This window comes from Paenibacillus sp. PDC88, from assembly GCF_900106725.1.
In the GTDB taxonomy this organism is placed as follows: domain Bacteria; phylum Bacillota; class Bacilli; order Paenibacillales; family Paenibacillaceae; genus Paenibacillus; species Paenibacillus shunpengii.
On sequence record NZ_FNNT01000006.1, the window covers coordinates 335380 to 349556 of the forward strand.

The window sequence follows — 14177 nt, forward strand, 5'->3', positions numbered from 1 at the left end:
TTCCATACATAGAATAACATCTTCTGATTCAAAAACTCCTCATCTTCGTAATATCTTAATATACTCTTCCCTAAACTCTCATACTAAGCTTCTGAATGAATGTTTTATGTGAATCAAAGAATACTATTTAAAGATGGCCCTTGTGACTAGAGGACAAAACAGGCCATCTTTTCTTTGATATTAAGATAATCTTTCCTTAAAATTTGAGTTAGCAGCTTAGCTAGCTCTGCATTTATATTTCCAGTCAGTTAATGATACCGTTTACAAAATAGGGTAATCGTCTGCATCAGCTGCAGTAAACAGAAAAGGAGCGTGAAGATATGAAGAAGCCCAGTAAGCGAACCGTGCTCATCGTAAGGTTTCTTCTAGCTTCACCCGGCCGTTATACCACTGTCCGTGAACTGTCGGATGCACTTGATGTCAGTGAACGAACGATTAAACGCGAGCTGCCCCTTACTGAAGAGTGGCTGGATAAGCAAGGAGTAACCCTGACACGTAAACCGGGCTACGGGCTTATGATCGAGGGAGACAGCAATACTTTAGCTGCACTTGAGACGGAGATGGATTCGATATCGGTAAGTCCTTCCTTCTCAAGAGAGGAACGCCGCTATTTTATTATATCGGAGCTGCTCCTTGCTTCTGAGCCTATTAAGCTGTATGCCTTTGCTTCCAGGTTCAAAGTAACGGAAGGCACACTGAGCAATGATCTGGATCGGATTGAGGAATGGCTCAGCAGCTTCCGTATGGAGCTCATACGTAAACCGGGATACGGCGTATACGTTCAGGGCAATGAAAAAGACGTCCGTACTGCCTTAATCCACCTGCTGCATGAGCATTTGGACGAATATGAATTAATTCATCTCATCAGGGATCGGGATAAAGAAAGTGAAGACAATCTGAGTAAAGTGCAGTCTCATATTCGAAATCGTCTCCTAAACCTGGTTGAGGAGAGCACGATTGTGCAGCTTGAGAGATATTTGACCGAGCTGGAGCAGCATATGCAATTGAAGCTGACCGACAGCGCCTTTATCGGCCTAGCCGTCCATCTGGCACTTGCGATTGAACGAATGAGATCAGGTCAACGGATTACCATTCCGTCTCAGGTGCTTCATGAATTGAAGCGTCATCCTTCATTCAAGGCTGCTCAAATGCTGGTGAATCGGCTTGAGGATGCTTTTTCCCTCTCGATTCCCGAGGATGAGACCGGCTATATTACGATGCATTTAAAGGGTGCGGAGATTAAGCTCGATGCCGAAAAGGAAGCGGATTATGAAAATGTCAGCTTTGAGCTGGTACGGCTGGCACGAGATATCCTGAAAAAGGCCGAGGCTCTCACAGGTCTTGAGCTGAAGAGCAACAGCCGCCTCTTCTTTGGCTTCATTAATCATCTCGGTCCCGCTGTTGAACGGCTAAAGCTGGGTCTGGATATACGTAACCCCCTGCTTAGACAGATTAAAGAGCAATACGCAAGTGTATACGATATTGCACGTAATTGCTCCAAGGTACTTGAAGAATATGTCGGGCTGCCCATACCAGATGCCGAAATTGGCTATATTGCGCTCCATCTTGGAGCCATGCTGGAATATGCGGAAGCCAAATACATGAAAAATTCTGTTCAGGTATTGGTTGTCTGTGCAAGCGGGATTGGGACTTCCAGTCTGCTCCAAACCCGAATCCGCAAGGAATTTCCGACGCTTCACATTGCTGCTGTGGTATCTGCTGCTGAAACGGAAAGCTATGAAGATCAGGTTGACCTCATCATCTCAACAGTGGATCTCGTCAGCCGGCTGCCCGTCGTGCGCGTGTCCCCCTTGCTTGGTGAAAGAGACATCGAGAAAGTCAGAGCCATGCTTGAGGATACATCTCCACATACGGACCGGGTACCGCTGAGTAAGGAAACCTCGGGTTCACTTGCTGAATCACTGCAGAAGCAAAAAAGGCTGATTGAAGGCATTCAGGACCTTCTGAATAACCTTGTGATCCAGGATGGAGCTCACTTTGGTTCGATTGATGAGCTAATTGAGAGAATCGCCGGGAATTATGCCAAGGATGAAGCCGGAACGTCCCAGTTAATTCAAGAGCTGCAAGAGAGAGAGAAGCTCGGCGAGACGATTCTGTCCCAGGAAGGCATCTTCCTTCTTCATTGCCGCTCCACTGTCATTTCGAAGCTGGCGCTGAGCGTTCTCCGATTCACGGAGCCGATCACGTACGGTGCGGATAAGGAGGCTCGGTTGTCTGCAGCCATCGTACTGCTCGCTCCGCGCGGCAGTGACCGAACCTACCTTGAGGCAGCCAGTGAAGTCAGCAAGTCACTGATTGACCGTCCCGGCTTTGCCGCCCGCCTGACAGACGGCACATCGGCAGCATTAAGCCTGGATATCCAGGGCATTATGAAAGACCTGTATTTACGAAAAATAGAACAATATACAATGGAGGTAGAACAATTATGAGTACGCTCGAACAAAGCGCTCCGGCTCCGAAGAAGACCGGAGGAGTCAAGCAGGCCACACAGAAGTTCGGCCGGTTCCTCAGCGCCATGGTCATGCCGAATATCGGTGCATTTATTGCCTGGGGCTTCCTGACGGCACTCTTCATTGAAGCCGGATATCTGCCTAATGAAGATCTGGCTTCTCTCGTAGATCCCATGATTAAATACCTGCTTCCTCTGCTAATTGCCTACAGCGGCGGTAAAGCAATCCATGATCATCGCGGCGGTGTGCTTGGTGCCATTGCAGCGATGGGGGTTATTGTCGGTGCAGACATCCCGATGTTCATCGGTGCCATGATTATGGGCCCGCTCGCCGGTTATGTTATTAAGCAATTTGACAAGTATATTGGCAGCAAGACTCCTTCCGGATTCGAAATGCTCGTCAATAACTTCTCCGCAGGAATTATCGGTATGCTGCTGGCCATTGCCGGATTCTACGGCGTTGGTCCTGTGGTATCCGCCTTTACTGATCTGCTGGCATCCGGAGTGGATGCTATTCTGGGCTGGGGATTGCTCCCGCTCGCATCGATCTTTATCGAGCCGGCCAAAATCCTGTTCTTGAACAACGCGATTAACCATGGCATACTCAGCCCGATTGGAATTCAGCAGGCGGGTGAGTTCGGCAAATCGATCATGTTCCTGCTCGAAGCGAATCCAGGCCCTGGTCTTGGTCTTCTACTGGCCTACTCGATCTTTGGCAAGGGCTCCATCAAAGGCTCTGCACCAGGTGCAGCCATCATTCATTTCTTTGGCGGTATCCATGAAGTGTACTTCCCGTATGTCCTGATGAAGCCCATTATGTTTGTATCTGTCATCGTATCCGGTATGGCAGGGGTATTTACCTTCAGCCTGCTTGATGCAGGTCTGATTGCTGCAGCTTCACCCGGCAGTATCATTGCTCTTATGCTCATGTCTCCAAAAGGCGGCTACATTCCGGTTATCGCCGGTGTGCTTGTAGCTGCTGTCGTATCCTTCCTGCTCTCTTCCCTCTTCCTTCGCAGATCTGCTGCGACAGATGAGGATCTCGACAAGGCAAAGGAAGCGGTATCGGATCTGAAGAACAGCAGCAAAGGCATCAGCACGAATCACACAACGGATACAGCTGATTTGAATAATAAAGCACAAATCAACAAAATCATTTTTGCATGTGATGCAGGTATGGGATCAAGCGCAATGGGCGCTACTTCGTTCCGTAAGAAGGTGAAGAATGCAGGTCTTCCCATTGAGGTTACCAACACGGCTATCGAAAATATTCCGCAAGATGCAGACCTTGTCGTCACGCAGCAAAATTTAACACCGAGAGCGAAGGCTAAGGCTCCAAATGCAGTACACGTATCGATTGATAATTTTGTTAACAATCCGATTTACGATAAGCTGATTGAAGAATTGAAAGCAAAGGCAGAACGGCCTGAAACTTCCCCTGTTCCGGAATACGCACAGGAGGATGTAACAGAAAGTCTGGATAAGACTTTCCCTGAGAATGCCGTGAACACAGAGAATAACGGCGAAACCGATGGCAGCGGAGTGCTTCGCAAAGAGAATATCGTTCTTCAGCTTCCATCTGTGAGCAAAGAGGATGCAATCCGCCGTGCGGGTGAATCCCTTGTATCCGCCGGATATGTACAGCCGCATTACGTGGATGCCATGATTGAACGGGAAGGTGTAGCAACGACCTATATTGGCAATGGTGTAGCTATCCCTCACGGTGTAGGTGAGGCGAAGAAGGAAATCAAGACGAGCGGAATCGTCATCCATCAGTATCCAGAAGGTGTCGAATTCGAAGGCGGCACGGCATATCTCGTCATCGGTATTGCTGGAGCAGGCCGTGAGCATCTGCAGATTCTCACCAAAATTGCGGAGGCTATCGAGGATGAATCTACCGTGACAAGACTGGCCAAAGTTACAGATCCAGACGAACTGTATAACACTTTCGGGGTATAAGGGTATAAGACTTACAGAAACGCAATCTTCATATAAAGGCGGGAATAACAATGAAAAAAGCAATACAATTTGGGGCAGGTAATATCGGGCGCGGCTTTATCGGCGCCCTTCTCTCCCAGGCAGATTATCATGTCGTTTTTGCCGATATTAACGAAGAAATGATCAATGAACTGAACAACAAGAAGAGCTATCAGATCCACATCCTAGATCTGGAGCAAAGACAAGAGACGATTACCAATGTATCCGGCGTATTGTCCAATGGACCAGACATCGTAAACACAATAGAAGAAGCCGACATCATTACGACTGCGGTAGGTCCTAATGTGCTGAAGATGATTGCCTCAACCTTGGCTGCTGGTATTGAAGCGCGCCGTGCTTCTGGACAAGGCACACTCAATATTATTGCCTGTGAAAATATGGTGGGTGCAACGAGTCATCTGAAGGAACAGGTGTATACGCATCTATCGGCTGAAGCAAGAGCTTATGCGGATGAGCATGTCGGCTTTGCCAACTGCTCCGTAGACCGGATCGTCCCTCCTTATGAGGGAGAGAACATACTGGATGTCGGCGTGGAATCCTTCTATGAATGGATCGTTGAAGAGCCTTCCCTCAAGGGGGAAACACCTCACATTCCAGGAATGAAGCTGACAGACAATCTGCTGGCTTATGTGCAGCGCAAGCTGTTCACCTTGAACACGGGGCATGCCATCACCGCTTATCTCGGTTTCCTGGCAGGTACAGACACGATTGAGGAGAGCATTAATCACGAAGCAATCCGTCCGGTCGTTCGCCAGGCGATGGAAGAAAGCGGCGAAGCTCTGATCAAGAAGCATGGGTTTGATAAGGATGAGCATTACAAATACATCGACAAAATCGAGAACCGCTTCAAAAACCCATATATTCGGGATGAAGTCATCCGCGTAGGACGCGAACCGCTGCGCAAGTTAGGTGCTAATGACCGTCTCGTAGGTCCAGCCAACATGGCGATTGAATATGGGCTTCCGCACGAGGGGTTGCTGACCGGCATTGCTGCGGCCTTTCATTATGACAATCCGCAGGACCCGCAATCGCTTGAACTGCAAAGTCTGATCAAGTCCAAAGGAATTGAAGCTGCCATCACAGAAGTGACGGGAATTGCTTCTGGCAGTGAGGATCATCAGGCCATCCATAAGAAATATTTAGAACAAACCAACTAAGTTGTTATTAGGAACGCCCTTCTGAACTGCGGTTCAGGAGGGTTATTTTTATGATTACGCAGCTGGATCTCCACTGATTTTTGCATATCTCGCTTCTTTTGAACTATGGTAAACTGTTGAAAGAGGCGGTATTACAATTATTGGAAGGGGTTTATTTCATTCATGCCTAAGATTCTCAGCTGTTATCCAGAAGGTAAATTGAAAGCGCTAACGATGAGTTATGATGACGGTGTCCTCTCGGATCGGCGATTAGCCGCTATTTTTAATGAGAATGGGATCAGAGGTACCTTTCATATTAATTCGGGAATGTTTGGTGATTCTAGATATCGTGCCCGTCTGACAGAGAACGAATCATTGGAAGTCTATCAAGGTCATGAAGTCTCCGTACATACCGTGACTCATCCATCTATTGCGCGCTGTCCCAGAGAGCAGGTGCTCTATGAGATCATGGAGGACCGCAAAAACCTCGAGGCGCTGTTTGGTTATCCTGTCCGAGGCATGTCCTATCCTAACGGCTCCTATAGTCAGGAAATTATCGAGATGCTCCCCGTGTTCGGCATTGAATATGCACGTGTCGTACAGACATCGGGAGGCTATCAGCTGCCGGAGAATTTTCTCGAATGGAAGGCGACCTGTCACCATAACCAGAACCTGATGCAGCATGCAGAGACGTTCGTTTCGCTACCGCGGAAGAACATCCACCTGATGTACGTCTGGGGCCACAGCTATGAGTTCGATGATCAGGATAACTGGTATGTTATTGAAGAATTCAGCAAGTTTATTGGTGGACGCGAGGACATCTGGTATGCCACGAATATCGAAATTGTGGATTATGTGAAAGCATATAAGAGCTTAAGATTCTCGGCCGATCAGCATCTGGTGTATAATCCTTCTGCTTCTAGCGTATGGGTGCTGCTGGACGAACAGCCTGTTGAGATCAAGGGCGGCAGTATCACAACTCTATTCTAGTATTTGAGCCAATGACCTCTTCTCCATGCGCATCAAAGCTATACCTCGTTCTGAACCTCCTCCCCTCAAATAAAGGAATAATGACATGCCGATGACAATATCGGCCCCTCCCTCTTCTCTTCCTTCCATGACTTACCAAGCACCGACCACAAGCTTCTATGTACGGCAGTTTATATTAAGTTTATTTACTTGTGCTAGAGTGAGAGCGATCAATATAGGAGGGGGAATTACAGTTGAGAAGAATACTAAGTCCCATCACCGACTGGGTCTCGACCAAACGAGGGATGTGGATTACCATTGTGGTCTGGCTGGTAGCCATGATTGGCTTAAGCGCAGGCCCTATGCTGAGTGAATACAAGGTGACCAACTTCCAGTCGCTCCCGGATGAAGCCCAATCCATCATAGCGGAGCAAAAATTAGCGGAAACGTTTCCTAATGAACAAGGAGCCCCAGGTATCCTCGTTTTTCATAACGAATCAGGGGGAATCGACGTTGATGAAGTTAGGCAGATTCTGAGTGGAATCATCTCGGCTAATATTGAAGGCGTCGATTCCATTGTCGATATCAGCGCATTGCCGGATCAGGCGCTGTCAGGCTTCACCTCGGAAGACGGATCCACCATGATTGTTCCCATGAGCCTGGAGGCTGGACTTGGCAACAGCCAATACTCAGAGATTAATGATGAAGCCTATGAAATCGGCAGTGAAATTGCAAAAGATCTTGACACCAAGTTTTATATCACCGGCCCCGCCGGAATTGCCGGCGATACCGTCAAGCTGTTTGAGCAGGCTGACCTCGTCCTGCTGCTTGCCACAATTTTTATCATTCTTATTTTACTGATTGTCATTTACCGTTCTCCGCTTCTGGCCATCATTCCGCTGCTTGCTACGGTCATTGTATATCAAGTAGCGAATCAATCGATCGCTCTGATGGGTGCAGCCGGGCTGGAAATTAACAACTCGACGACCTCGATCGTGAGCATCCTGCTGTTTGCGGCCGTAATCGACTACTCGCTATTCGTATTCTCGCGCTATCGTGAGGAATTGAACAAATATGAAAGTAAATATACGGCGATGCAGCACGCCATGCGGGCCACGGGTGAACCCGTGTTTTTTGCAGGTGGCACTGTACTCGCAGCTATGCTCATTCTATTTTTCACGGATTTCCGCGATTATCAAAACTTTGCGCCTGTATTTGGGCTGGCCATGTTTATCATTATGCTGGCTTCCGTGACCCTGGTACCTGCCTTGTTTACGCTGTTCGGGCGTAAAGCTTTCTGGCCTAGAGCTCCTAAAATCGGGCAGGAGCAAGAAATTAAGCACGGCATTTGGGGCCCGATCGCCAAGTTTGTCGTCAACAAGCCGCTGTTAATTGGCGGAATCGTCGCTGTCTTTATGGTAATTACGGCGCTGAATGTGTTTAACCTGAGATATGAATTTGACACGGTCAAGAAATTTCCCGAGGATTTGCCTTCACGCGTAGGCTATGAAATCGTCGAATCGAAATTCAACAAGGGCGAGCTTGCCCCTTCCACAGTTCTGTTGGAATCCGAGGCTGCTCTGTCTGAGGATCAGATCAATCAATTTCTAGGGAAGTTGGAGAACTACGAAGAGATTAGCTCGGTTCGTACTTCTGGCATCACGGAGGATACAACGGCAGCCAAGTTCAGTGTTGCTCTGACGATGAACCCCTACTCTACAGAGGCCATAGACTTTGTTGAAGAACTTCGCAGCCAATCCGAAGCAATCCTTAACGAATTATCCTTGCAGGGGGACGTTTACTTCGGCGGTGTCACAGCCAAACTAGTCGATGAACGGACTACAAACAATAGTGATATCGTTAGGGTCGTCATTCTGGAAACCATTCTGATTCTGGTACTTCTCATCGTATTAACTCGTTCATTAAAAATGTCGATTTACATGATAGCGACCATTCTAATTTCTTATGTGTCTGCTCTGGGGCTTGGTCTATTCCTGGTGGATGTGCTGTTTGGATATGATGCAATCAGTACCCGGGTTCCCGTTTATGCGTTTATTTTCCTGGTGGCGCTCGGCATTGACTATAACATTATTTTGATTTCACGCTTTCTCGAAGAGAGAAAAACACGGAAAGTTAAAGATGCTCTTGAAGTAGCCATTCGCAATACCGGAGGTGTTATTTCCTCGGCAGGTGTCATATTGGCTGCAACGTTTGCCGCCCTGACGACGATGCCGATTGCCGATCTCTTTGTGTTCGGGTTTATAGTTGCGATTGGAATATTAATTGATACGTTTCTGGTAAGAGGTATGCTGCTGCCATCCTTAATCTTGTTCTTTGAAAAAGATAAGGATATGCAGCAACGCTCATCCTAAGCGCAGAAGGTATGGAGGGGATTCTCGTGAAAATTTTAGTCGTGGATGATGATTATGATATCCTGCAGCTCGTGACGATTCATCTAACCCGTGAAGGCTACGAGGTTATACAAGCCCAGAACGGACAGATTGCCCTTAAGCTGCTAGAGGAGACGGAGGTTAACCTGGCTATTGTGGATGTCATGATGCCCGGGATGGACGGCTTCTCCTTAACTAAAATTTTAACAAAAGAGCTGGAAATCCCCGTCATTCTTCTAACTGCAAAAGGACAGCTGGCCGATAAGGAGCAAGGGTTCAAATCGGGTACTGAGGATTATCTGGTGAAGCCGTTCGAGCCGAAGGAATTGCTGTTTCGGGTAGCTGTAGTTTTGCGGCGCTATGGCAGGGCCCTGGAAAGTATCCTGAAGGTCGGGAATGTCAAAATCAACCGAAACGATTTTGAAGTCGTCATTAATGAAGAAACGATTCTGTTCCCACTAAAAGAGTTTGAGCTGCTGACGATGCTCGCGACCCGAGTTAACAAGGTTACACCCCGAACTCTTCTGCTCGATCAGGCGTGGGGCGAGGATTATGAGGGCAATGAGCAGACATTAAATACACATATGAACCGGATCCGCGAGCGGCTGAAGCGATATGGTGCTGCAATTGAAATTCAGACGATCCGCGGGGTCGGTTATAAGCTAGAGGCGACCGAATGAGAACCTTATACCGAGAGTTTATTTCAGCGATCCTGCTTATTCTAGGAATCAGTGTATTCATCGGGTTTGTTCTGGCTAACATTGTTTACCTTGTATTCACCAAGGGCGAAATGACCGAGCAAAATTTAGAGGTTGCCGAGCAAATTGTTTACGTTCTTGAAGAAATGCATGTGGAGTCCCCTTCCATCCAGCCCTATCTGCAGTCTGTTGGACAACTAGGCTACCAGATTTATCTTGTTGACCGAGCTGGAAATGCCATTACCTTTGGCCAGCCCTTTGAAAAGAGCAGCCTGCCCGATCAGACGCTGGAGCGGGTACTGCAGGGGGAGAACTATATGGGCAAGGAAGGCTTTTGGAATCAGCTCTGGATGATGGGCCATTTCTCGAATGATATCAGGAACACGGTTGGCCTCCCCTTACAGATTGATGACCAGTCTTACGCATTGTTTATAAAGCCGAACAGCAAGATCTTGTTCTCTGATATTCATATGATGCTGGCCGGATTCATTGTTGCCATTGCCTTTGTAAGCGTAGTGGGTGTGATTATCATGACCAAGCGGCTTATTCACCCCATATCCGAATTATCGGAGGCGACCAAAGCGATTGCCAATGAAGATTTTACGTATACGCTGAAAATCAACCGGCAGGATGAGATTGGCCAGCTGGCCGATAACTTCCTGCGAATGCAGCAGCAGCTCATGCATAATGATGTTGCAAGAAAATCCTTCATCAATAATGTGTCTCACGACTTTCAGTCGCCTTTGATGAATATTCAGGGATATGCGGAGCTGCTCCTCAATCCGAAAATAGATGAAAAGGAGCGGCTTCAATATGCAGGCATCGTCAATGATGAGGCCAGAAGATTATCCAATCTGACGAAGCAGCTTCTGCTGATTACGTCCCTGGATCAATCCGGCTACCCCATAAAGAAGAGCTGTATCCGGCTGGACTTGCAGATTAAGGAATCCATTAAGAAGCATCAATGGAGCCTGCAGGACAGGAACCTGACCATTTCATACAAGCTGGACGAAGTCATGTTCTTCTCGGACCCGGAGCTGCTTGCGACCGTATGGGACAATCTGCTTACGAATGCGATCAAATATAATCAGCCAAATGGACATATCTTTATTTCATGCAGTAGAGATCAAGATCAGATTATACTCACTTTTCAGGACAGCGGTGTGGGCCTGTCGGAAGAGTCAGCGGGTCAGGTGTTCGAGCGTTTCTTCCGCGTGGATACGACTCGCAAAAGAGACGGGACGGGCCTTGGTCTGTCTATTGTAAAGGAGATTATTACGCTATTAAACGGAAGTATCACGCTTGAGAGCAAGCTGTCGAAGGGCACCACCTTTACCGTGATTTTTAGAGACGAAAGGAATTGATCAATACATGGAGAAAATCTGGAGCATTCGATTAATACGCTTTGCAGCGCTGTTCGGCATACTTGGGACCTTTATCGGGTCCCAAATGTCCGGAAGTATGGATTATTCCATGCGACCCATTCATGCGCACATCTTGCTGGTGGGATGGCTGTCCGTATTTGCCTTTGGAATCTTTTATAAAGTATACAAAGTAAGATCTAAAATGCTGGTTGCAGTTCAAGGCTGGCTGGCTATGCTTGGCGCCTTCGGCTTGACCTTTGGAATGTGGATGTACAGTATGAATCCGTTCCAATGGGACGAGACCTTGGTAATGATTCTCTTCATCGTAGGTGGTTCGCTGCTGCTCTTGGCGTTTTTGTTGTTTGCCATCATTACTTTTCTAATAGAAAAAGAATAGCATAATAATGCTTGTCCCGACGCTCTTATTGAGATCGCTGTTTCTCTTTTGTAATAGGGCAAGAACATACTTAGCCTGTTTTTATGAGAAAAATCTTATCCCCTGCAATTTTGCAGGGGATTTGTGTTTTCTGCAGAATGAATAATATATTCAATTCCCCTATGCATACGAATCTCATTCCACTGCACTGCCTGCATACGAATCTAGTACACTCCACTGCTTACTCAACAAATTACAGAATCTCCTAATACACATGTATATATTATAGGCCTTAAGTCATACTGTTTCATATGAGCGAAAATGATTTAATATAAAGTAAGCGATTTCAAAAATAAGTCTTCATTTTTCTCTCCCTTCTACCGACATAGTTATTATGAACTAAAAGTATGCGCGAATGGAGGAATCCATATGATTCAAGAACTACGAAAGGCCGAACGAAAAAGATACAATGTACACTTATCTCTAACGGACGGATCTACTTATTCCGGTATCGTAAGTTTGAATATGGGTCAAATGAAGCTTAGGCTAAAGTATCGTGGAGGCATTGTTACCGTTCCCTTCCATGAGATCAAGCACTGCTCGACACTCATCCCCATGTCTGTATAATCGTTACACATGATCTAAGCTCTTATAATGAAGAAACAGCTCATTCCTAATGAGCTGTTTCTGCCAGTTGACTATACTACCGACCATTTAATATTCCATATTCCATCCTCATGAAATGGTCCAACTTGAACTGCAGTTATTCTGCCTAACTTCCGATAAAAAATAGTGCGACCGCCCCCACGGCGAGCAGTAGGAACGACACAACTGCGGTCCATCTTCTATACTCTATGTATCGAATTACATACACCAGCGCCATCACAACAAAGAACCAGCCCATTGAGAATCCCGCATTCATGAAACCAATAACCAGCATGATAAATGCAAGCACAGTCAGCCCTGCCTCCAGCTTTGCCAGCATCGGATTACGCTCCTTCTTGTCCTTCGGATTAAAAATTCAAATCACCTCCTCAGCGAATTTCATGATGTCATTTTATTGAACCGTCGTATCTATTAAATACACTCGACCCTCAAATCCGCCACGTAGTTTTTGCTTTTCCACCCTTTTGTTCTCCAATTCTTCAGGCGTAGAGCCGTGTACCTTTGACAATGCCCTAATAACTTCAAGCACATCTGCCAGTTCACCAAGAGCTTCTTCATCATGATCTGTGGCATAGTATTCCTCTATTTCTTCCATTAGCTTGATCCTCAGCTCAGCTCTATATTGTTCGTGATCAAGCACTGTAATTCTGCAAGAATCCCCCTTCGAAGCTATAATCGTGGGAATTTGATCGCGTACGAGCTTATTATACGTTTTTTTCTCTCCGGCAAAAGAAGCTTCTGATTGTCCTCCAGTCCCTACGATCACGATTTCATTGCCTTCCTCTTCGCTAGATACCGATGCAGATTGAAACCCATGGAATTCCTTAAATCGTGTTCCATTTTTGTATAAATCAATTTTATAGGCCATGCTCTAGTCTCCCCTTATGCTGAAGAATGGTGATCACCCATGATTAAATCCAATTATACCATTTCTACATAAGGCTTTTTACCTGCTTCAAGTCGTCTTCACCTTTAACAAAAAAACAACCGTTCCAAACAAGCAGTATAGCATGAAAAAACCTGCTATATGCCCGAAGAACGGTTGTTTGTAAGCATCATGCTTTTGACACGAATGCCTAACGTCTCAGTACTTTACTCATCGCCTCAAGGAGGGTATGGGAAGCATCACATTTATACTCCCAGAACATGATGCCCGCAAGCCCCTGTTCAATGACATACTCGCATTTTGCTGTAATAGATTCCGGATCATCGTAAGAGATGAACGTGCTGCCGTTAAACAAATACGGCGCCTTCGCCTCCTCATCCCAGTACCTCGTGTATCCATCATTATTGATATAATCTGCTGACAACTCCGTATAATCCGGTCCAAATCCTCCGGTTGTCGCTGCCATCTGGTGCAGACCGTTATTCCTCGCCGGCACGCCTGCCCACTTGCGGGAATAGAACGCGGCTCCAATGACGATCTTATCCATCGGAACACCTGCCTTGTGGAACATGTTCACCGAAGCATCTGTGCTGATTCGGTACAAGTCCCCTGTCGCCGTATAGAGACTCGTGTGATGCCCGGTCAACACTTGGAAGCCTCCGCGCATGTCATAAGTCATTAGCTGCACGTAATCAACATAGGGCACGATGTGCTCCATCTCCGTACCGTCAATATAATATTGATCCGCACCGGCAGCAATGCTTAGCATGTAATGCCTGTTCTCCTGTTCACCCACCTGATCCAGCTCTTCCCTGATCGTACTCAGCAGCCGCGTGAAGTTCTGCTTGTCCATGGGAGAGGCAGCAATGCCTGCCTGACCATAACATGGGTATTCCCAGTCCAAATCTATGCCGTCCAGCGAATAGGTCTTCACGGCGCGGGCTGCTGATGCTGCAAGCCTCAGCCTGCCGTCCTCGGTTGCTGCTGCTTCAGAGAAGCCGCCGCTGCTCCACCCGCCTACAGACAGAATGATCTTCAGATCGGGATACTTCTCCTTCATGACCGGGATCTGCTCCATATTGTGCAGATGGCTGGTTTGAATTACGCCGTTCTGAATGATGCCAAAAGCAATATTGATGTGTGTCATCCGGCCTAGATCCGTTACTGTGACTTCATCCAGACTATGATGACTGACATATCCAATGATCCATTTACTGCTCATTT

The 14177-nt window shown here is 47.0% G+C and carries 12 protein-coding genes; 9 read left to right on the plus strand and 3 right to left on the minus strand.

What is annotated here, in order from left to right; translation table 11 throughout:
• Nucleotides 1-320 precede the first annotated feature (320 nt).
• The 9 genes from BLW49_RS19450 (at nt 321) to BLW49_RS19490 (ending at nt 12028) form a co-directional block, all read left to right on the plus strand.
• Nucleotides 321-2450: a BglG family transcription antiterminator gene (locus tag BLW49_RS19450; RefSeq protein ID WP_090726293.1), complete on the plus strand. Its 2130-nt coding sequence runs from the start codon at nt 321-323 to the stop codon at nt 2448-2450.
• Nucleotides 2447-4429, plus strand: coding sequence for a PTS mannitol transporter subunit IICBA (locus BLW49_RS19455; protein WP_090726294.1), 1983 nt, complete (start codon nt 2447-2449; stop codon nt 4427-4429). Before BLW49_RS19450 ends, BLW49_RS19455 begins: the two co-directional genes overlap by 4 nt.
• A gap of 50 nt (nt 4430-4479) precedes the next feature.
• Nucleotides 4480-5625 (plus strand): mannitol-1-phosphate 5-dehydrogenase, encoded by a 1146-nt coding sequence (locus BLW49_RS19460; protein ID WP_090726295.1) that lies wholly within the window; start codon nt 4480-4482, stop codon nt 5623-5625.
• 162 nt (nt 5626-5787) lie between these two features.
• A complete protein-coding gene (locus BLW49_RS19465) occupies nt 5788-6594 on the plus strand; it encodes a polysaccharide deacetylase family protein (protein WP_076312182.1) in 807 nt (268 codons plus the stop codon).
• Nucleotides 6595-6878: 284 nt separating this feature from the next.
• Nucleotides 6879-8945 (plus strand): MMPL family transporter, encoded by a 2067-nt coding sequence (locus BLW49_RS19470; RefSeq protein ID WP_371264595.1) that lies wholly within the window; start codon nt 6879-6881, stop codon nt 8943-8945.
• A gap of 26 nt (nt 8946-8971) precedes the next feature.
• A complete protein-coding gene (locus BLW49_RS19475; protein WP_047913416.1) occupies nt 8972-9643 on the plus strand; it encodes a response regulator transcription factor in 672 nt (223 codons plus the stop codon).
• Entirely contained in the window at nt 9640-11025 is a 1386-nt protein-coding gene (locus tag BLW49_RS19480) for a sensor histidine kinase (RefSeq protein WP_090726299.1), read from the plus strand. The genes BLW49_RS19475 and BLW49_RS19480 overlap by 4 nt, the downstream gene beginning before the upstream one ends.
• Nucleotides 11026-11032: 7 nt before the next feature.
• Complete coding sequence (locus BLW49_RS19485; RefSeq protein WP_076312186.1) at nt 11033-11422, plus strand: hypothetical protein; 390 nt, start codon at nt 11033-11035, stop codon at nt 11420-11422.
• A gap of 408 nt (nt 11423-11830) precedes the next feature.
• On the plus strand, nt 11831-12028 hold the full coding sequence (locus tag BLW49_RS19490; protein WP_047913413.1) for a hypothetical protein: 198 nt from the start codon (nt 11831-11833) through the stop codon (nt 12026-12028).
• Nucleotides 12029-12173: 145 nt separating this feature from the next.
• Here BLW49_RS19490 and BLW49_RS19495 read toward each other — a convergent pair whose 3' ends face one another.
• The 3 genes from BLW49_RS19495 to BLW49_RS19505 all read right to left on the minus strand — a co-directional run bounded on the left by BLW49_RS19495 (nt 12174) and on the right by BLW49_RS19505 (nt 14175).
• The gene (locus BLW49_RS19495) at nt 12174-12386 is read right to left on the minus strand and encodes a hypothetical protein (protein ID WP_090726301.1); all 213 of its coding nucleotides are present in this window, start codon (nt 12384-12386) and stop codon (nt 12174-12176) included.
• A 72-nt stretch (nt 12387-12458) separates the two neighbouring features.
• Nucleotides 12459-12830: a nucleoside triphosphate pyrophosphohydrolase gene (locus tag BLW49_RS19500; protein ID WP_090726414.1), complete on the minus strand. Its 372-nt coding sequence runs from the start codon at nt 12828-12830 to the stop codon at nt 12459-12461.
• 313 nt (nt 12831-13143) lie between these two features.
• Nucleotides 13144-14175 (minus strand): glycoside hydrolase family 18 protein, encoded by a 1032-nt coding sequence (locus tag BLW49_RS19505; RefSeq protein WP_076312188.1) that lies wholly within the window; start codon nt 14173-14175, stop codon nt 13144-13146.
• Between the last annotated feature and the right edge of the window lie 2 nt (nt 14176-14177).